14 protein-coding genes are annotated in these 18,158 nt (G+C 65.9%); 8 read left to right on the top strand and 6 right to left on the bottom strand.

The window, feature by feature from the left end:
- The first annotated feature begins 4 nt into the window (after positions 1 to 4).
- The 3 genes from CI41S_RS18230 (at position 5) to CI41S_RS18220 (ending at position 4,790) form a co-directional block, all read left to right on the top strand.
- The gene (locus CI41S_RS18230; protein ID WP_139860926.1) at positions 5 to 2,668 is read left to right on the top strand and encodes a nitrate reductase; all 2,664 of its coding nucleotides are present in this window, start codon (positions 5 to 7) and stop codon (positions 2,666 to 2,668) included.
- Between the two features lie 239 nt (positions 2,669 to 2,907).
- Positions 2,908 to 4,134, top strand: a complete 1,227-nt coding sequence (locus CI41S_RS18225) for a CaiB/BaiF CoA transferase family protein (RefSeq protein ID WP_139860925.1) — start codon at positions 2,908 to 2,910, stop codon at positions 4,132 to 4,134.
- A 260-nt stretch (positions 4,135 to 4,394) separates the two neighbouring features.
- Positions 4,395 to 4,790 carry a Rid family hydrolase gene (locus CI41S_RS18220; protein ID WP_139860924.1) on the top strand — a complete coding sequence of 132 codons (396 nt, stop codon included), beginning with the start codon at positions 4,395 to 4,397 and terminating at the stop codon, positions 4,788 to 4,790.
- A 208-nt stretch (positions 4,791 to 4,998) separates the two neighbouring features.
- On the opposite strand, the gene CI41S_RS18215 is transcribed toward CI41S_RS18220, so the two are convergent.
- Complete coding sequence (locus tag CI41S_RS18215) at positions 4,999 to 5,688, bottom strand: TetR/AcrR family transcriptional regulator (protein WP_139860923.1); 690 nt, start codon at positions 5,686 to 5,688, stop codon at positions 4,999 to 5,001.
- Positions 5,689 to 5,986: 298 nt separating this feature from the next.
- Between CI41S_RS18215 and CI41S_RS18210 the strand changes: the two genes are divergently transcribed.
- From CI41S_RS18210 to CI41S_RS18200, 3 genes are all read left to right on the top strand, one after another.
- Complete coding sequence (locus tag CI41S_RS18210; protein WP_139860922.1) at positions 5,987 to 7,219, top strand: acyl-CoA dehydrogenase family protein; 1,233 nt, start codon at positions 5,987 to 5,989, stop codon at positions 7,217 to 7,219.
- Positions 7,220 to 7,348: 129 nt separating this feature from the next.
- Positions 7,349 to 8,407, top strand: coding sequence for a phosphotransferase family protein (locus CI41S_RS18205; protein ID WP_139860921.1), 1,059 nt, complete (start codon positions 7,349 to 7,351; stop codon positions 8,405 to 8,407).
- Positions 8,408 to 8,645: 238 nt separating this feature from the next.
- On the top strand, positions 8,646 to 9,560 hold the full coding sequence (locus tag CI41S_RS18200) for a DMT family transporter (RefSeq protein WP_139860920.1): 915 nt from the start codon (positions 8,646 to 8,648) through the stop codon (positions 9,558 to 9,560).
- Between the two features lie 99 nt (positions 9,561 to 9,659).
- Here the strand turns inward: CI41S_RS18200 and CI41S_RS18195 are convergent, their stop codons facing one another.
- The gene (locus tag CI41S_RS18195) at positions 9,660 to 10,532 is read right to left on the bottom strand and encodes an alpha/beta fold hydrolase (protein ID WP_139860919.1); all 873 of its coding nucleotides are present in this window, start codon (positions 10,530 to 10,532) and stop codon (positions 9,660 to 9,662) included.
- A 162-nt stretch (positions 10,533 to 10,694) separates the two neighbouring features.
- On the opposite strand from CI41S_RS18195, the gene CI41S_RS18190 reads away from it, so the two are divergent.
- On the top strand, positions 10,695 to 12,254 hold the full coding sequence (locus tag CI41S_RS18190; RefSeq protein ID WP_139860918.1) for a winged helix-turn-helix domain-containing tetratricopeptide repeat protein: 1,560 nt from the start codon (positions 10,695 to 10,697) through the stop codon (positions 12,252 to 12,254).
- 78 nt (positions 12,255 to 12,332) lie between these two features.
- Here CI41S_RS18190 and argE read toward each other — a convergent pair whose 3' ends face one another.
- Complete coding sequence (gene argE / locus CI41S_RS18185; RefSeq protein ID WP_139860917.1) at positions 12,333 to 13,502, bottom strand: acetylornithine deacetylase; 1,170 nt, start codon at positions 13,500 to 13,502, stop codon at positions 12,333 to 12,335.
- 105 nt (positions 13,503 to 13,607) lie between these two features.
- Positions 13,608 to 14,492: a hypothetical protein gene (locus CI41S_RS18180; protein WP_139860916.1), complete on the bottom strand. Its 885-nt coding sequence runs from the start codon at positions 14,490 to 14,492 to the stop codon at positions 13,608 to 13,610.
- Between the two features lie 355 nt (positions 14,493 to 14,847).
- On the opposite strand from CI41S_RS18180, the gene CI41S_RS18175 reads away from it, so the two are divergent.
- On the top strand, positions 14,848 to 16,185 hold the full coding sequence (locus CI41S_RS18175) for an IS1182 family transposase (RefSeq protein ID WP_139860915.1): 1,338 nt from the start codon (positions 14,848 to 14,850) through the stop codon (positions 16,183 to 16,185).
- A 124-nt stretch (positions 16,186 to 16,309) separates the two neighbouring features.
- Here CI41S_RS18175 and CI41S_RS18170 read toward each other — a convergent pair whose 3' ends face one another.
- Positions 16,310 to 17,197, bottom strand: coding sequence for an ABC transporter permease (locus CI41S_RS18170; protein WP_139860914.1), 888 nt, complete (start codon positions 17,195 to 17,197; stop codon positions 16,310 to 16,312).
- Between the two features lie 4 nt (positions 17,198 to 17,201).
- The gene (locus tag CI41S_RS18165) at positions 17,202 to 18,143 is read right to left on the bottom strand and encodes an ABC transporter permease (protein WP_139482097.1); all 942 of its coding nucleotides are present in this window, start codon (positions 18,141 to 18,143) and stop codon (positions 17,202 to 17,204) included.
- Between the last annotated feature and the right edge of the window lie 15 nt (positions 18,144 to 18,158).

The raw sequence follows: 18,158 nt of genomic DNA, 5'->3' as shown, positions 1-18,158 counted from the left end.
CGCCATGGCGGTCAAGACCACGTGTCCTTATTGCGGCGTCGGTTGTGGCGTGATCGCGACCAGGGACGCGGCTGGCGAGGTCAGTGTCGAGGGCGACCGGCAGCATCCGGCCAATTTCGGCCGGCTCTGCAGCAAGGGTTCGGCGCTCGCCGAGACCATCGGTCTCGACGGGCGGTTGCTCGAACCGCTGGTCGATGGCCAGCCGGCGACCTGGGACGCCGCGCTCGATCGCGTCGCCGACGGCTTTGCCCGCGTCATCCGCGAGCACGGGCCCGACGCGGTGGCGTTCTACGTCTCCGGCCAGCTGCTGACCGAGGACTATTACGTCATCAACAAGCTCGCCAAGGGCTTTGTCGGCACCGCCAATATCGACACCAATTCGCGGCTGTGCATGGCCTCCAGCGTCGCCGGGCACAAGCGCGCCTTCGGCAGCGACACCGTGCCGGGCTGCTATGAGGATCTTGAGCAGGCGGACCTGTTGGTGCTGGTCGGCTCCAACGCCGCATGGTGCCATCCGATCCTGCACCAGCGCATGCTGGCGGCCAAGGAGAAGAACCCCGCCTGCAAGATCGTGGTGATCGACCCGCGCCGCACCGCGACCTGCGAGGGCGCCGATCTGCACCTGCCGCTGCGCTCCGGCAGCGATGCGGTGCTGTTCAACGGGCTGTTCGCATTCCTCGCCGGCAGCAAGGCGGTCGATCGCGAGTTTGTCGGCAACAGCACGACGGGCGTCGTCGAGGCGCTCAAGCAGGTCGCCGGCCAGACCGTGGCGCAGACGGCAGCGACCTGCGGCCTCAGCGAAGGCGCCGTCGGATTGTTCTTCGACTGGTTCGCGCGCACCGAGCGGGTCGTCACGCTCTATTCGCAGGGCATCAACCAGTCGAGCAGCGGCGTCGACAAGGTCAACGCCATCGTCAACTGCCATCTGCTGACCGGGCGGATCGGGCGTCCCGGCATGGGTCCGTTCTCGCTGACCGGCCAGCCCAATGCGATGGGCGGCCGCGAGGTCGGTGGGCTCGCCAACCAGCTTGCCGCGCATATGGAGCTCGAGAACCCCGCGCATCGCGAACTGGTGCGGCGATTCTGGCGCGCGCCGGTGATGGCGGAGAAGGGCGGCTTGAAGGCGGTCGACATGTTCGACGCCATCGCCGACGGCCGCATCAAGGCGGTGTGGATCATCTCGACCAATCCGGTGGTGAGCCTGCCCGATGCAGACCGCGTCCGTGCCGCGCTCGACAAGTGCGAGCTGGTCGTGGTGTCGGATTGCGTGCGCGACACCGACACCACGCGCCATGCCGATGTGCTGTTGCCGGCGCTGGCCTGGGGCGAGAAGGACGGCACAGTCACCAATTCGGAGCGACGGATCTCGCGGCAGCGTCGGTTCCTCGAGGTACCAGGCGAGGCGCGCGCCGACTGGCGCATCATCTGCGATGTCGCCACCCGCATGGGATATTCCGGTTTTGCCTACGGCTCGGTCGCCGAGGTGTTCCGCGAGCACGCCGAACTGTCGGGCTTCGAGAACAATGGCGCGCGGGATTTCGACATCTCGGCGTTGTCGACGCTCGACGACGGCGCCTATGCGGCGCTGGCGCCGGTGCAATGGCCGGTGACATCAGAGCATCCGGCCGGGACGGCGCGGATGTTCGAGACCCCAAAATTCTTCACGCCGGACCGCAAGGCGCGCTTCATTCCGATCGCCCCGCGCGCGCCGCGTCATGCGACCAGCCGCGACTATCCGCTGGTGCTCAACAGCGGGCGCGTCCGCGATCAGTGGCACACCATGACGCGGACCGGAAAGACCGCGCGGCTGCTGTCGCACGTGTTCGAGCCCTATGCCGAATTCCATCCCGAGGATGCGCGGCTGGCTGGCCTCACCAATGACGGGCTGGCGCGGCTGACCAGCCCCTGGGGCGAGATGATCGCGCGCGTCGTGGTCTCTTCCGACCAGCGCCGCGGCTGCGTGTTCGTGCCGATGCACTGGAACGCGGAGTTTGCCGGCGAGGGCCGCGTCAACGCGCTGGTCAACCCGGCCACCGACCCGCTGTCCGGCCAGCCGGAATCGAAGCACACGCCGGTGAAAGCCAATCCCTACGCGCCGAAATGGCACGCCTTCATCCTGAGCCGCAATCCGATCCGGCGGCCCGAGACCGGCTACTGGGTGCAGGGCAAGGCCGGCGATTGCTGGCGGCTGGAACTTGCGGGCGAAACGCGCCCGGAGAGCTGGCGCGACTGGGCGCGCGCGCAGCTCGGCCTCGAGGACGTCGAGATCGAGTGGATCGCCTATCGCGATCCCGGCGCCGGACGCTTCCGCTACGCGGCGGTGCGCGACGGCCGGCTCGACGGCTGCGTGTTCATCGCGCCCGACCACACGCTGCCGTCACGGGCGTGGCTGACCGGGCTGTTTGCCGAGCCGCAATTGTCGGCGAATGCGCGGATGTCGCTGCTCGCGGGCCGGCCGTTCGGGGCCGGCGAGGACACCGGCCCGGTGGTCTGTTCCTGCTTTGGCGTCGGACGGCACCAGATCACCGCCGAGATCGCTAGGGGCGCCGACAGCGTCGAGGCGATCGGCCGGCGCCTGAAGGCCGGCACCAATTGCGGCGGCTGCCGGCCCGAGATCAGCAAGCTGGTCGGCACCCGCGCGCAAATGCGGCAGGCAGCCGCATCCTGACAACCGCGGCAGCCCGACGCAGAATTGCAGTCGGCGGTTTCGCAATTTCGCGCGGCGGCAATCCGCGACCTCCAAGAGCCGGTTCCGGCGGATGTACCGCCGCGCCGCACATAGGGCGCAGGCGGATAGTGTCATGCCGACAACGCAGTGCTCGCGCGGCCAAAATGGTGTATCGGCAAGCCGAGCGGCGCGCGGGCACGGGTCCAGCGCCACATAATCACATACTGGAGGAAGCTTTCATGTCGGCTCTGCCACTCTCGGGCATCAAGATTCTCGATTTGACGCGGGTGCTGGCGGGCCCGTTGTCGGCCCAGATGCTGGCGGATCTCGGCGCCGACGTGATCAAGATCGAGCGTCCCGGCGGCGGCGACGATGCCCGCGCCTTCGGCCCGCCTTACCTGACCGATCCCGAGGGCAAGCAGAACAACAACAATTCGTTCTATCTCTGCGCCAACCGCAACAAGAAGTCGGTCACCGTCAACATTGCGAAACCCGAGGGGCAGCAGATCATCCGCGAGCTGGCCAAGACCGCCGACGTGATGATGGAGAACTACAAGGTCGGCGATCTCAAGCGCTACGGCCTCGACTACGAGACCATCAAGCAGCTCAACCCCGGCATCATCTATTGCTCGGTGACCGGTTTCGGCCAAACCGGCCCCTATGCGCCGCGCGCCGGCTATGACGCGATCCTGCAGGCAATGGGCGGCCTGATGAGCGTCACCGGCCATATCGACGGCGAGCCGGGCGAGGGCCCGATGAAGGTCGGCCCCTCGATCGTCGACTACATGACCGGCATGAACACCTCGATCGGCATTCTCTCGGCGCTTTACCACCGCGACGCCAACAACGGCGAAGGGCAGCATATCGACGTCTGCCTGTTCGACACCGTGATCGCCTCGCTGTCGCACTGGCTGCAGATCTACCTCGTCAACGGCAAGATGCCGCCGCGCCGCGGCACCTGGGGCAATGGCGGCATGCCGGCCGGCGTGTTCCGCTGCACCGACGGCGAACTGATGCTGGTGGTCGGCAATGACGGCCAGTTCCAGCGCACCTGCGCCGTGCTCGGCGAGCCCGAGCTCGCCAATGACAAGCGCTTCATCAAGAACAACGACCGCGTCGTGCACGGCAAGGAGATCATGGCGATCTTCGCCGGCCTGTTCCTGAAAAAGCCGGTGGCCTACTGGCTGGAGAAGCTCGAGGAGGCCGGCGTGCCGTCCGGTCCGATCAACAATTTCGAGCAGGTGTTTTCCGATCCGCACGTGCAGTCGCGCGGCATGCGGGTCAAGGTCGACCATCCGTTCGAGCCGAACCTGTCGCTGATCCGCAACGCGCTGAGTTTCTCCGGCACCCCCATCACCGACTACCGCGCCCCGCCACTGCTCGGGGCCAACACCAGGGACGTGCTGGCGACGATCGGCTACGACGACGCCAAGGTCGAGGCGCTGAAGGCGCAGGGGATCGTGTAGCCGCGGGCGGGGCTGCCCGCGCGCCGGTTGATCCCCGTCATCCTGAGGTGCTCGCCTCTTCGGCGAGCCTCGAAGGATGAATCGGCCACCAGCCGGGCCGTCGACCCTTCGAGGGCCGCTGAAGAAGCGGCCACCTCAGGGTGACGGACCGAACGCGCAGGGTGCCGGGGCATTACGACAACACTTCGACTGATATCGAAACATGATTGACGCGATCGCGCTACTCTGGCGCCATCGATCCCTGTCGAAGGTGTCAATCAATGAAACGAGAAGTCGTCCGCGTCGAACCGATCTCGACCTGGCTGGAGCGCTGGAAGGCGCCGGCGTCGGTGGTCACCTGCGCCGGCAACATGGTGTTCGTCTCCGGCCTGCCGCCGTTCGATCCCGCAACCGGCGAGATCGCCGCCGGCGCCTCGATCGAGCGGCAGAGCGAACTCGTCATGGAGCAGCTCAAGCTCTGCCTCGTCACCGCCGGCGCCTCGCTCGACAGCGTGATGAAGTGCAACGTGTTCTGCACCTCGGCCAAGCATTTTGCGACCTTCAACGCGGTCTACGCCAGATATTTCCCAAAGGATCCGCCGACGCGGATTTTTGTTTGCATCCCGGAATGGACCGGCCCGTTCGACGTCGAGATCGACTGCATCGCGATGGTGTAGGGCGGCTCGATCGGCCCGCAGGCTCCGCTTACCTCGCCCCGCTTGCGGGGAGAGGTCGGATTCGAACGTAGCTCGAATTCGGGTGAGGGGGGTCTCCGCGTGCTCATGTGTCACCGTCGATGCGGCGACGGCTCCTCACCCCAACCCTCTCCCCGCAAGAGCGGGGCGAGGGGGCGCAGCGCCGCCGGGGCCGCTCTTCGCGCCTGTTTCAAAGATCCTGCCGCGTCAGCCGTCCCTGCACGAAGGCCGGCCGCGCCGGCTTGCTGGCGGGGACTTCGCCCGCGGTCAGCGCCATCACGGTGACACTGACGACGCGGTCGATAATGGCGCGGACGTCGTCGAGGTCGCATTTGCCTTCCGACAGCCTGAGCAGCCGCTCCTTCTCGCGGATGGTGTGGTGCGCCATCGCCAGCGCAAAGTGCAGGCCCCAATAGAGCTCGGTGTCGTCACGGCCGGGCATCGCGCGGCGCATCGCGGCGGCGAATTTGCGCAAGTGATCGACCTCGCGGTTCTTGATGCGGCGGATCGGCGGCACCGATTCGATCGAGGCGCGGATCATGAAGCGCGCTGCGGTCGAGCCTTCGCGGTCGGGGCCGAGGCAGCCGCGCAGCGGCGGGCCGACCAGCGCGCGGATGATGTCCTCGATCGTGGCGCGGCCACCGCCGCGTTCCTCCGCCGCCTTCAATTCATTGAGCCGCTCGCGGTTGGTCTGGATGCTGCGGGTGACGAACAGCTCCGCGATCAATTCGTCCTTGGAGCCGAAATGATAGTTCACCGCGGCGAGGTTGACATTGGCCTCGGCGACGATGTCGCGCAGCGTGACGTCGCCGAAACCGCGGTCGGCATAGAGCCGCTCGGCGGCCGCGAGAATCGCGGATCGGGTCTGATCGCTGGCCATGGCTCCAAACCTCCGGTCATTCCGGACCGCGACGGCGTCGCGAATCCGGAATCTCGCGCCGTAACCTCGGGATTCCGGGTTCGGCGCTGGCGCGCCGCCCCGGAACGACGTGGGCGGACGGCGGTTGCATTTCAAACATTTGTATGAAACTATCGTTTGAAGAGCCGGAAATGTCAATCCGCAACAATGCGGGCGGCATTCTGGCACACCACGGCGCGGTCCCGCGAAGGCCCTTGCAGGCTCGTGGCGCGAGGTGGACAGTGCGGCCCAAAGTCTAGGAAAAACGAGGAGCGTCCCGATGGATTTCACGATGTCGCCGAAGCAGAAGGAATGGCTCGAGCGCGTTCAGGCCTTCATGAAAACCCACGTCCGGCCGGCGGTGCCGATCTACGACAAGCAGGACGCCGAGGGGCCGCGCTGGAAGGTGATCCCGATCCTCGAGGAACTGAAGAAGAAGGCGAAGGCCGAAGGCCTCTGGAACATGTTCATGCCGCCGTCCTCGCATGAGGACGATGAATTCCACGGCGCAGGATTGACCAATCTCGAATATGCGCTGCTATCGGAAGAGATGGGCCGCATCTCCTGGGCCTCCGAAGTGTTCAACTGCTCGGCGCCCGATACCGGCAACATGGAAGTGTTCATCCGCTACGGCACCAAGGAGCAGAAGCGCAAATGGCTGCGGCCGCTGATGGACGGCGAGATCCGCTCCGCCTTCCTGATGACCGAGCCCGCGGTCGCGTCTTCGGATGCCACCAACATCGAGACAAGGATCGAGAAGGACGGCGATCATTACGTGATCAACGGCCGCAAATGGTGGTCGTCCGGCGTCGGCGATCCGCGCTGCAAGATCGCGATCCTGATGGGCAAGACCGATTTCAACGCCGCCAAGCATCAGCAGCAGTCGCAGATCCTGGTGCCGCTCGACACGCCCGGCATCAAGGTCGAGAAGATGCTGCCGGTGTTCGGCTTCGACGACGCGCCGCACGGCCACGCCCAGGTGCTGCTGGAGAACGTCCGCGTGCCGAAGGAGAACATTTTGCTCGGTGAGGGCCGCGGCTTCGAGATCGCGCAGGGCCGGCTCGGTCCGGGCCGCATCCATCACTGCATGCGCACCATCGGCCAGGCCGAGGAGGCGCTGGAGAAGATGGTGAAGCGGCTCGCCTCGCGCACCGCGTTCGGCAAGAAGATCATCGAGCATTCGGTCTGGGAGCAGCGCATCGGCGAGGCCCGCACCGACATCGAGATGAACCGTCTGCTGTGCCTGAAGGCCGCCGACATGATGGACAAGGTCGGCAACAAGACCGCGCAGGCCGAGATCGCGATGATCAAGGTCGCCGCGCCCAACATGGCGCTGAAGATCATCGACCAGGCGATCCAGGCCTATGGCGGCGGCGGCGTCTCCGACGATGCCGGGCTGGCGCGCGCCTACGCCCACATCCGCACGCTTCGTCTCGCCGACGGTCCGGACGAGGTGCACAATCGCGCCATTGCCAGGCTCGAACTTCGGAAGTATGCAAACACGTCGCACTGAGCATGACGCGGAACGCATGGCGTTCGCGCAGACATCGTGCTCAGAATGAAAAGGACATCAGGCCGGGGCGCCGGCCTGATCAAGGGAGCGCCGCCATGGCGCTCCCCAATGATTTGAGGGAGCGTCAGCGTGGCGGACGGCGTCAGGAAGGACGAGGAATTTTCCGGCACAAGGGAAGTCGAGGAGCGCCATCGGATCAACGAGGCCAATCTCGACGCCTGGATGAAGGAACACGTCGAGGGCTATCAGGGACCGCTCACCGTCCTGCAGTTCAAGGGCGGCCAGTCGAACCCGACCTACAAGCTGCAGACGCCCGGCCGCGCCTATGTGATGCGGCGCAAGCCGTTCGGTAAATTGTTGCCGTCGGCGCATGCGGTCGACCGCGAGTTCCGTGTGATCGCCGCGCTCGGCAAGCAGAATTTTCCGGTCGCAAAAGCCTATGCGCTGTGTACCGATGACGCCGTAATCGGCTCGGCCTTCTACATCATGTCGATGGAGGAGGGGCGGGTGTTCTGGGATCCGACGCTGCCGAGCCAGGAGCCGGACGCGCGCCGAAAGATCTTCACCAGCAAGATCGAGACGCTGGCCAAGCTGCATCTGTTCAATCCCGAGGCGATCGGGCTCGGCGATTTCGGCAAGCCCGGCAATTATTTTGCGCGGCAGGTCGATCGCTGGACCAAGCAGTACCGCGCCTCCGAGACCCAGCACATCGAGGAATTCGAGAAGCTCGCCGAGTGGCTGCCGAAAACCGTGCCCGAGCAGCAGCGGGTTTCGATCGTCCATGGCGACTACCGGCTCGACAACATGATCTTCCACGCCACCGAGCCGCGGGTGCAGGCCGTGCTGGACTGGGAGCTGTCGACGCTCGGCGACCCCATGGCCGACTTCACCTATCTCCTGATGCAGTGGACCATGCCGGGCCTCGCCGGGGCCGACCTCAAGGCGCTGAACATTCCGAGCCAGGACGAGGCCGCCGAGATTTATTGCAAGGTGACCGGCATCCCGGTGCCCGACCTCAACTGGTACTTCTCCTACAACCTGTTCCGCCTTGCCGGCATCACCCAGGGCATTGCCGGGCGGGTCCGCGACGGCACCGCCGCGAACGCCAAGGCGCTTGAATCCGCCAAGCGCACGGTGCCGCTGTCGCAGGCGGCATGGGAATACGCCCAGAAGGCCGGCGCGGTCTGAGACATCAGCGGCGCGATCCAACCGGGTCGCGCCGCATTCGAGTAACCTCGCCCCGCTGCGGGGAGAGGTCGGATCGCATCGCTAGATGCGATCCGGGTGAGGGGGACTCACCGCGAGTCCGTCTCTCAACGACTTTGCTGAGGTAGCCCCTCACCCCAACCCTCTCCCCGCGAAGAGCGGGGCGAGGGAGCATAGTCCCGCCTTGACTGGTACTTCGCATTCCCTGCTGGATATTGAATTGAAGCTTTCTCCAAACCTTCGCGGCAGTCTGCTGATGGCTGCGGCCATGGCCAGCTTCACGGTCAACGACACTATCACCAAGGCGGTGTCGGCGGAGCTCAACATCGGTGAGATCCTGCTGGTCCGCGGCGGCTTTGCCATCGTGCTGGTGGCGGCGCTCGCCGCCTACCGCGACGCGTTGCGCAGCCTGCGGGTGCTTCTGATCTGGCCGGTGGCCTTGCGCGTGATCGGCGAGATCGGCGGCACGCTGACCTATCTGTCGGCGATTGCGCAGATCCCGCTCGCCAATGCCTCGGCGATCTTCCAGGCGTTGCCGCTCGTCATCACGCTGGGCGCGGCGCTGGTGTTCGGCGAGCCGGTCGGCTGGCGGCGCTGGCTCGCAATCGCGGCCGGCTTCATCGGCGTACTGATCATCGTCCGGCCCGGCGCGGAGGGCTTTAGCCAGGCCGCGCTGCTGGCGCTGGCCTCGGTCGGCTTCTGCGCGGTGCGCGATCTCGCGACCCGCCGCATCCCCAAGCAATTGCCGACCCTGTTCATCACGCTGCTGACGACGGTGACGGTGTCGACCGCGGGCGCCGTCGTGCTGGTTCCGCTCGGCGGCTGGCAGCCGCCGTCCGGCAACGCGCTTAGCCTGCTCGCGCTCGCCGCGGTCCTGATCCTGATCGGCTATCAGTGCATCATCGCGGCGCTGCGCACCGGCGACATCTCGGCGATCGCGCCGTTCCGCTATTCCGCGCTGCTGTGGGCGATGCTGACCGGCTATCTCGCCTTCGGCCACAAGCCGGACGGAGCGATGCTGATCGGCGCCGCGATCATCGTCGCCTCCGGCCTCTACGCCTTCTACCGCGAGCGCCTCCGCGACAAGCTCCGCCCGGCCGCCAGCGGCCCCGGCCTGCCGCCGGATGGATTGTGAGTGCGGTGGCGCGAAGTCCGTAGTCCGTAACCCGGGTGAGCGGAGCGATACCCGGGGCCACTGTTGCCGCATATCGCTTCGCTCATGCGGGCTACGAAACTACGAAACTGATCCGGCGGGATTGCGGAAACCTGGTCCGAAGGGAGAAGCAAAGCTCAGGCTGCTCCAGGCCAGCGACTCCGTCATCAGAACATGATCGCCGATCAGCCGGGCGAGTTCCGCTGCGTGCGTGGTCGGGATGAAGTGACTGGCGCCGGCGATCGTGCGCAGCGATGCATTCGCCATCGCACGGCTGAGAATATCGGCGCTCTTCGCCAGGGGCTCGGCGCTATGCTCGCCCCGGATGACGAGGCTCGGCAGCAATATGTTGGCGAGCGACCCGATGGATGGGTCGAAGCCGGAGCGCATGTCGCGAATGTGGGTCGGCGTGGCGTCAACGATATATTGTCGCCCGCGGGACGGCAGCGCATCGAAGCTGCCGCGGCCGGCGAGATAGTCGACCATCCGGCGCGCGGCGTCCTTGTCGCCATGCTCGTACGCGCGGACGTAATCGTCGCGCATCGCGACGAACTGCTCGTAGAGCGTCTGCTCTCCCGCCTGGCGCAGCAGTCCGAAGGCGACGGGCTCGATCAGGGTGAGGCTCATCAGCGGAACCAGTCCGCACAGCGCAAGGTCGAGGCAGACCAGCGCGCCATAGGAATGGCCGACGAGATGCACCGGGCCTCCGGTGTGACGAATGACCGCTTCGACGGTTTCGGATTGCCGATCCACCGAGCTGTCGGACGACGTCCGGCTTTCCCGCGTGCCGCCGTAGCCGGGAAGGCTCGTCGTCACGGTCCGGAAGCGATTGCGGAGCCCCGCGACGATGTCGCGCCAGGCCGACTCGCTGGACCATGATCCGGGCACCAAGACGATGGTCGGCCCCGCGCCCTGTTCGCTGTAATCGATAGGTCCGTGCTTGTCCTGCAGCATGTCGATCTCCCGTTGTTTCCGACTGCGAAGGCGGCAGTTGCAGGATGCACGGGCCGGACTGCGACACTTTACCAACCTGTTATTTTTCGATGACTGGCCACTGACTTTGCGGTCGGCCGGCTGCTAGGCTTGCCTTGCTCGGGCTGGATCGGGAGCGGAGCCTTGCGCTATCAGTTTGAGGATTTCGTGCTCGACGCCGACAGGCGCGAATTGCATCGCGGATCCGAGACGGTTGCGATTGCGCCGCAGGCGTTCGATCTCCTGGTCTTCCTGATACGCAACCGCGAGCGGGTTGCCAGCAAGGACGACCTGATTGCCGCGATCTGGGGGCGCCGTGTCGTTACCGACGCAGCACTTGCGACCCGACTCAACGCCGCCCGTGCCGCGATCGACGATAGCGGTGACGAACAGCGCCTGATCAAGACCCTGCAGCGCAAGGGCTTTCGCTTCGTAGGGGCCGTCAAGGAGATCGGCGGCGCAGATGACGGCCCGGCGGCGCTGCCGGCAACCCCGGCGATCCCGTCCGACCGGCCATCGATTGCCGTGCTTCCATTCGAGAATCTGTCGGGCGATTCGGATCAGGACTACTTCGCCGATGGCCTCGTCGAGGACATCACCACGGCGCTGTCGCGGTTCAGGGCGTTGTTCGTCATCGCCCGGCAGTCGAGCTTTACCTATCGCGGGAAGGCCGTCGACGTCAGGCAGGTCGGGCGCGAGCTCGGTGTGCGCTACGTCCTGGAGGGGAGCGTACGAAAGTCGGGGACCCGGCTCAGGATCACCGGCCAGCTCATCGACGCCGCGACCGCGGCGCATCTATGGGCGGATCGGTTCGACGGCGCCCTGAAAGATATCTTCGAGCTGCAGGACAGCGTGACGCAGCAGGTGATCGGGGCCATCGCGCCCGAGCTCGATCGCGCCGAGGTCGGACGGGCGAGCCGGAGGGTGACCGGCAATATCGATGCGGTCACGGCATTCTACCGCGGCTTGCCCTATGTCGAGTTTCCGACCACCGCGGCGAACAACGAGGCCGCCATGAGCCATTTCCGGCAGGCGGTTGCGCTCGATCCCGCGTTTGCTCCGGCGCTTGGCGGCATAGTGAGTTGTCTTGCATGGCGACGCGCCAACAAATGGCCCGGCGACCTCGCTGAGGATAACGCCGAATTGTCAGGTCTTGCCGAACGCGTCAGGCAGTTGGGCACCGATGACGCTTTCACGCTCTCGGTGATGGGCTTCAATCTGTTCTGGATGCTGCTGGACTACGATGCCGGCTTCGAGATGATCGAACAGGCCGTTCGCTCAAACCCGAACTATGCGCGGGCCTACAATTTGAGGGGACTACTGCGGACCTGGAACGGCGAACCGGACGCGGCGGCGGACTTCGAGCAGGCCATGCGGCTGAGCCCGCGCGATCCCTTCAAGTACAACGCGATGATGGGGCTTGCCCTTGCGCATCACAATGCCGGCCGGCATGCGGCGGCGGCCGAGTGGGCGGACCGGTCGCTGCGTGCATTTCCTCCGTCATTCTTTGTCGGAATGACGCAGGCGATCCTCTGCTACGTGGGGGCGGGGAGGCTGCAGGATGCCAGGAGCGTGATGGCGGAATGCCTTCGCATCAATCCTGCATGGAGCCGCTCGAACAGCTTGGCCCCGCCCTGGGTCAGATCACCGAGACTCCGGTCGGAGCTCATGGAGGCGTTCGTCACGGCTGGATTGCCCGATTAGCCAGGCGCTCGGCGTGACAGTCGACCACGGGACGCTCCCGCATGTCGCTACGCTCATGCGGGCTACGCGGCTACGCCGTCACTTCGCGCAATGCGTGATCAGCCGCGCGACAAAATCCCCGCAGGCGAGCAGCTGCGACAGCTCGACGAATTCATCCGGCGTGTGGGCCTGCGCGATTCCGCCGGGGCCGACCACCACCGACGGCACGCCGGCCATGCTGACGAACAGGCCGGCCTCGGTGCCGAACGCCACCTTGGCATGGTCGTTGCGGCCGGCGAGCTGCTTTGCCAGCGTGACGAAGGGATTTTCCGCCGGCGTGTCGAGCGCGGGGTAGTCGAGGATCTCCTCGAAATCGATGCCGCACTCCGGATGCTGCGCGCGCATCCTCGGCTCGATCTCGGCCTTCGCCCAGGCGATGATCGCGTCGGTGACCTGCCGCGACTCGGTGATGCCGATGCCGCGGCATTCGAACTCCACCGCGCAGGTGTCGGGCACGATGTTAAGCGCCGCGCCGCCATGCACGATGCTGGTCAGCAGCGTGGAGTGCGGCACGTCGTAGAGGCTGCTGCGTTCGGCGTCCGCGGCGAGCAGCGCGGCGCGCCGGCGGATCTCGACGATCAGCTCGGCGGCATATTCGATCGCGTTGACGCCGTCGGGCGCGATCGAGGAGTGGCGGGCGAGGCCGCGGAAGGTGGCGCGGACGCCGTGCTTGCCCTTGTGGCCGATGATCACCTGCATCTGCGTCGGCTCGCCGACGAAGCAGCCGAGCGGTTTTATCGGCTTGCGGCTGAGCTCGCGCAGCATCGGCCGCACCCCGACGCAGCCGATCTCCTCGTCATAGGAGATCGCCAGATGAATCGGGGTTTTCAAATTGGCCGTGAGCATCTCCGGGACCATCGCGAGGCAGACCGCGACAAAGCCCTTCATGTCGGTGGTGCCGCGGCCGTAGAGCCGGCCGTCGCGCTCTACCAGCTCGAACGGGTTGTGGCTCCAGTCCTGTCCGGCAACGGGAACCACGTCGGTGTGCCCCGACAGCACCAGGCCGGCCTTGTCCTCGGGGCCGATCGTGACCCACAGCGAGGACTTCTGGCCGGTGTCGTCGACGATCCGCTGTCCGCTGACGCCGAGCGAGGCGAGGTATTTTTCGATGTGGTCGATCAGCGGCAGGTTCGAGCGATCGCTGACGGTGTCGAAGGCGACGAGGTCGGCGAGCAGCTTGCGGATACGGTCGGGACGTGGCGTTTGCATGGTCGGCTCAGTTGGAGGGATCGGACGCGGCCAGGGCCGGCCGAGAAACGACGACAAGTTCGCCCGATATGGCGCCACAAGCAAGGCCGCGCCGGTCGATTGGCGCTATGCCGTCTGCTGCAACGGATGCTCGAAGAAATGTCGGTATGCGTACGACAGAAAGCCGATGCTGATGGGCAGCAGCAGCAAGGAGCAGACCGTGCTCGCCGTACTGGCTGCGGCTATTCGCGTCGCGGTCAGCGTTGGATAGGCAAGGTCCAGCAAGGCGATGACGACGAGATCGGTCAGCAGCAGCGGCGGGAGGGTTGTGACGATCAGTCCCCAGAACAGCCGCCAGGTATTGCCGCTTGTGCGGTGCCAGGCCTGGCCGAAACTCAGATCCTCATTGCCGATTGCGCGGGCGGGAAGCAGCAGGCTCAGCCGCAACGTGACCGCGAGGCCGATGACGTAGAACGCGGCTGCTGGGAGCAGCAATTGGAAGAAGGCGACGGGGCCGCCTGTATTCGGGCCGAACGTGGCCGGCACCGTCAGGTAGAAGCCGCCGAGGATGACGATGAGCGCCGGCCCGATCAGGATGACGCAGAGCAGGAAGCCGATCACCACAAAGTGCCACAGATCGCCGCTGGTGATGTTGCTGCCGCTGAGGCCGGGCTGTTCGTCCAGGATCATCAGCCGGTGCCAGGCGACCGCGATGCTGACCGCGGCCAGGATCGCCAGGGCGGCGCCGAGCTGCAGCAGCGCGGTGGTTTGCTGAAGCTGCGTCATGCTCGGAAACAGTTCAGGCTGGACCTGCCCGATCACCGCCATCGCCAGGGACCATCGCTGCCAGCTGGCATAGCCGGTCAGGGCGGCAACCGCGATCAGCCAGAGCCACGAGGCGCGCAACACATCCTCAAACCGGTTGAAGAAGGTCGAATAGGCGAGGCCGATCGCTTGCCACAACGGCAGCTTTGGATAGGGCAGCTCGGGCGGGGTCTCGGCCATGCTCATGTCGGTTGCCCTCGATGTCGATACCGAACGGTTCGAACCGGCCCTCAGACCACCACAGATTGTGAAATGTTTCGTAAGCGAATGGGCGAAGAAGCCGCCCATCGCGTGCCGCGCCGGCACCGGAGGGAGCGCGCAGCCCCCAACCCGTCATCCTGAGGTGCGAGCCTTGCAGCGCAGTTGCGCTGCTGGGCGAGCCTCGAAGGATGAATCGGCCCGGCTGGTGGCCGTCGATCCTTCGAGGCTCGCCGAAGAGGCTCGCACCTCAGAGGCTGTGAATCTATGTGATTTGGCGGGTTTCTGTTTGCGTAAGCGTGAGTCGGATGATTCCCTGCTTTCAAGGTCGATGGAGGCACGGATGTCACGCGAAACACTGTTTGGTGATCTACCTGAAGCAGAGGCGGTTGCGCGGGACTGGCCGGGAAGCGCCCGGCTTCGCGAGCCTGTCCGCGATCAAGTTGAGCTGCGGGCGGTCGATCTTGAGGCGTTGCTGCCGGCTGAGCATCCGGCACGCGTGATCTGGGCCTATGTCGAGAGGCTCGATCTGAGCGCGCTTGAAGGGACCGTTCGGGCGCGTGCCCATGGTCCGGGTCAAGCGCCGGTCAGCCCACGCCTGCAACTGGCGTTGTGGTTGTTTGCCACGAGCCAGGGTGTCGGCAGTGCCCGGGCGCTGGCACGGCTGTGCGAAAGCCATGATGCGTATCGCTGGCTGTGCGGTGGGGTCAGCGTGAACTACCATAGCCTGTCGGAGTTCCGCACCGCGCATCCAGAGCTTTTGGAGCAGCTACTGGTGGAGCACGTTGCCTCGCTCTCGGTTGCCGGGGTGATCGACCTTGATGAAGTGGTGCAGGATGGCGTGCGTGTGCGCGCCTCGGCGGGAGCCAGTTCGTTCCGGCGCAAGAAGAAGCTGCACAAGGAGTTGAAGAAGGCCAAGCGTTTGGTCGAGCACCTGCGGCAAGAGAATGACGACGATCCTGACGCCAGCAACAGGCGTATCCGAGCCGCAGAGGGCCGTGCGGCCCGTGAACGCGAGGCGCGTGTCGCCGCGGCACTCCAGCAGCTTGCCGCCATCGAAGCGCATCGCGCGCGCCGCGGCCGCGAGAACAGGAACAACAGAAAGAAGGGGAGCAAGCGCTCCGAGCCGCGTGTTTCCACGACCGACCCGCAGGCGCGGGTCATGAAGATGGCCGACGGCGGCTTCCGTCCCGCCTACAACTGCCAAGTCGCAAGCGTCGCCGAGGGACAGATCGCCATTGCCGTGGATGTGACCAATGTCGGCTCGGACCGCGGCCTGATGCGGCCAATGCAGGAACGGCTTGCGGGCCTTTATGGTCACGCGAAGCGTTACCTTGTCGACGGCGGGTTCAACAAGCACGAAGACATCGAATGGGCTGCTAGCCAGGGGATCAAGGTCTATGGCCCGCCGGCCAACAGCAAGCATGGGAGCGATCCCTATGCACCACGCCCCGAGGACGGCCCCGGCATGGCCGCCTGGCGCAGACGGATGAAAAGCCTGCACGGCAAGAGCGTCTACAAACGCCGGGCGCCGGGCGAATGCATCAACGCCCGCTTCCGCAACTGGGGCCTGCGCCAGTTCACGGTTCGGGGTCGCGAAAAAGTGCTCACCGTGCTGCGCTGGTTCGCCCTCGCCAACAACGTCCTCGCCGGACACAGGCTCCTGGCCCAAGCAGCATAACCAAACACCAGCGACCTTGAGGGTTGCGCCCTGATCGCCATCGCTCTACTGGGCCAAATGGCGCGGTCACCCCTGTTAGGGTCACAAGCTCTCAGGATGACGGGGAGGGATTAGTCGCGATCGCCTACCGCGCCTTCGGGTCCAGCGCGTCGCGCAGGCCGTCGCCGACCAAATTGAACGACAGCACGACCAGGAAGATCGCAAGGCCCGGCCAGATCGCCATCCATGGCGCGCTGGTGAGGAAGCGCTGCGCGGCGTTGAGCATGCTGCCCCAGGATGGCGCCGGCGGCTGCTGGCCGAGGCCGAGGAAGGAGAGCGCGGCCTCGGCAATGATCGCGGCGGCGATCGACAGCGTCGCCTGCACCAAAAGCGCCGGCAAAATGTTCGGCAGGATGTGGACCAGCGCGATGCGCCAGCGCGGATTGCCCATGGCGCGCGCGGCCTCGATGTAGTCCTCGACCTTGACGCTCAGCACCTGGCCGCGGGTCAGGCGGATGAAGATCGGCGTCGCCGAGATGCCGATCGCGATCATCGCATTGCCGAGGCTCGGCCCGAGGAAGGCGGCGAGCGCGATCGCCAGTATCAGGAATGGGCAGGCCAGCATCGCATCGGTGATGCGGCTGATCAGCGCGTCGATGAAGCCGCCGCGATAGCCCGCAAGCAGCCCGAGCGGCACGCCGATCGCGAGCGCGATGCCGACCGAGATCACGCCGGCGAGCAGCGAGGCGCGTGCGCCGAACACGACGCGGGCCAGCACGTCGCGGCCGAGCTCGTCGGTGCCGAACCAGTGCTGCACTGAGGGCGCCTTGCGCACCAGCGACCAGCTCGTCGCGATCGGATCATAGGGCACGATCAGCGCGGCGAACACCGCCATCAGGACGAAGATCGCGATCACGGCGAGGCCGAGCACCGCGCCCTTGCGCCGGATCAGCCGCCGCCAGGCGCGCCGCGCCGGGCTCTCCAGCGTCTCGGCGGCGGCGAGGGGGACGGTTGCGAGTGCAGCATCGGTCATCGCATCAGCCCCGCAGCCGCGGATTGACCAGGATGTAGGCGATATCGGCGATCAGGTTCAGCGTGATGTAGATCGTCGCCGTGGTCAGCACCACGCCCTGCACCACGGCATAGTCGCGGTTGAACACGGCATCGACGATCAGCTTGCCGAAGCCGGGGATCGAAAAAATCTGCTCGGTCAGCACCGCGCCCGACAGCAGCGTGCCGAGCTCGAGCGCGCCGAGCGTGATGATCGGCGTCAGCGCGTTGCGCATGGCGTGCTTGAGGATCACGGTGCGCTCGGCAAGGCCCTTGGCGCGCGCGGTGCGCACATAGTCGCTCTCCAGCACCTGCAGCATCGCACTCCGCGTGTGGCGCATCAGGATAGCGGCGATGGCGTTGCCGAGCACGAAGGCCGGCATGATGGTGGCGGCAATGCTGGCGCGCCAGTTCTCGGTCAGCGGTACGTAGCCGGAGGCCGGCAGCCAGCCCAGTTCGATCGAGAACAGGAAGATCAGCATGATGCCGAGCCAGAAATTCGGCGTCGAGATGCCCCACAGCGCGAACAGATTGGCGCCGTAATCCCAGGCGGAGCCTTTCTTGACCGCCGAGACGATGCCGGCGGGAATGCCGATCAGGAACGCGATCACGATCGCCATGCCGGCAAGCTGTAGCGTCACCGGCAGCTTCTGCGCGATCAGCTCCCGCACCGGCATCTTGTTGCGCAGCGACTCGCCGAAATCGCCCGACAGCACGCCCTTGATCCAGTAGACATACTGCACCGGGATCGGCTGATCGAGGTGATATTGCGCGCGGATCTGCGCGATCACAGCCGGATCGCGCTCCTCGCCGGCCATCACCAGCGCCGGATCGCCGGGCAGCAATTGCTGCAGCGAGAAGATCAGGATCGAGACGAAGAACAGCGTCGGGACGATCTGCACCAGCCGTTTGGCGAGGAAGTTCAGCATGGCGGTGCCTCTGTC

Source organism: Bradyrhizobium ivorense, assembly GCF_900696085.1.
GTDB classification, from domain to species: Bacteria; Pseudomonadota; Alphaproteobacteria; order Rhizobiales; family Xanthobacteraceae; genus Bradyrhizobium; species Bradyrhizobium ivorense.
This window is presented reverse-complemented; position numbering and strand designations above follow the sequence as displayed.

What these genes read in the sequence shown, in the direction of transcription:
- CI41S_RS18165 (WP_139482097.1), bottom strand. Translation starts at nt 18,143, where the DNA reads ATGCTGAACTTCCTCGCCAAACGGCTGGTGCAGATCGTCCCGACGCTG.
- argE (WP_139860917.1), bottom strand. Translation starts at nt 13,502, where the DNA reads ATGCAAACGCCACGTCCCGACCGTATCCGCAAGCTGCTCGCCGACCTC.
- CI41S_RS18195 (WP_139860919.1), bottom strand. Translation starts at nt 10,532, where the DNA reads ATGCTGCAGGACAAGCACGGACCTATCGATTACAGCGAACAGGGCGCG.
- CI41S_RS18225 (WP_139860925.1), top strand. Translation starts at nt 2,908, where the DNA reads ATGTCGGCTCTGCCACTCTCGGGCATCAAGATTCTCGATTTGACGCGG.
- CI41S_RS18210 (WP_139860922.1), top strand. Translation starts at nt 5,987, where the DNA reads ATGGATTTCACGATGTCGCCGAAGCAGAAGGAATGGCTCGAGCGCGTT.
- CI41S_RS18220 (WP_139860924.1), top strand. Translation starts at nt 4,395, where the DNA reads ATGAAACGAGAAGTCGTCCGCGTCGAACCGATCTCGACCTGGCTGGAG.
- CI41S_RS18175 (WP_139860915.1), top strand. Translation starts at nt 14,848, where the DNA reads ATGTCACGCGAAACACTGTTTGGTGATCTACCTGAAGCAGAGGCGGTT.
- CI41S_RS18230 (WP_139860926.1), top strand. Translation starts at nt 5, where the DNA reads ATGGCGGTCAAGACCACGTGTCCTTATTGCGGCGTCGGTTGTGGCGTG.
- CI41S_RS18180 (WP_139860916.1), bottom strand. Translation starts at nt 14,492, where the DNA reads ATGAGCATGGCCGAGACCCCGCCCGAGCTGCCCTATCCAAAGCTGCCG.
- CI41S_RS18170 (WP_139860914.1), bottom strand. Translation starts at nt 17,197, where the DNA reads ATGACCGATGCTGCACTCGCAACCGTCCCCCTCGCCGCCGCCGAGACG.
- CI41S_RS18215 (WP_139860923.1), bottom strand. Translation starts at nt 5,688, where the DNA reads ATGGCCAGCGATCAGACCCGATCCGCGATTCTCGCGGCCGCCGAGCGG.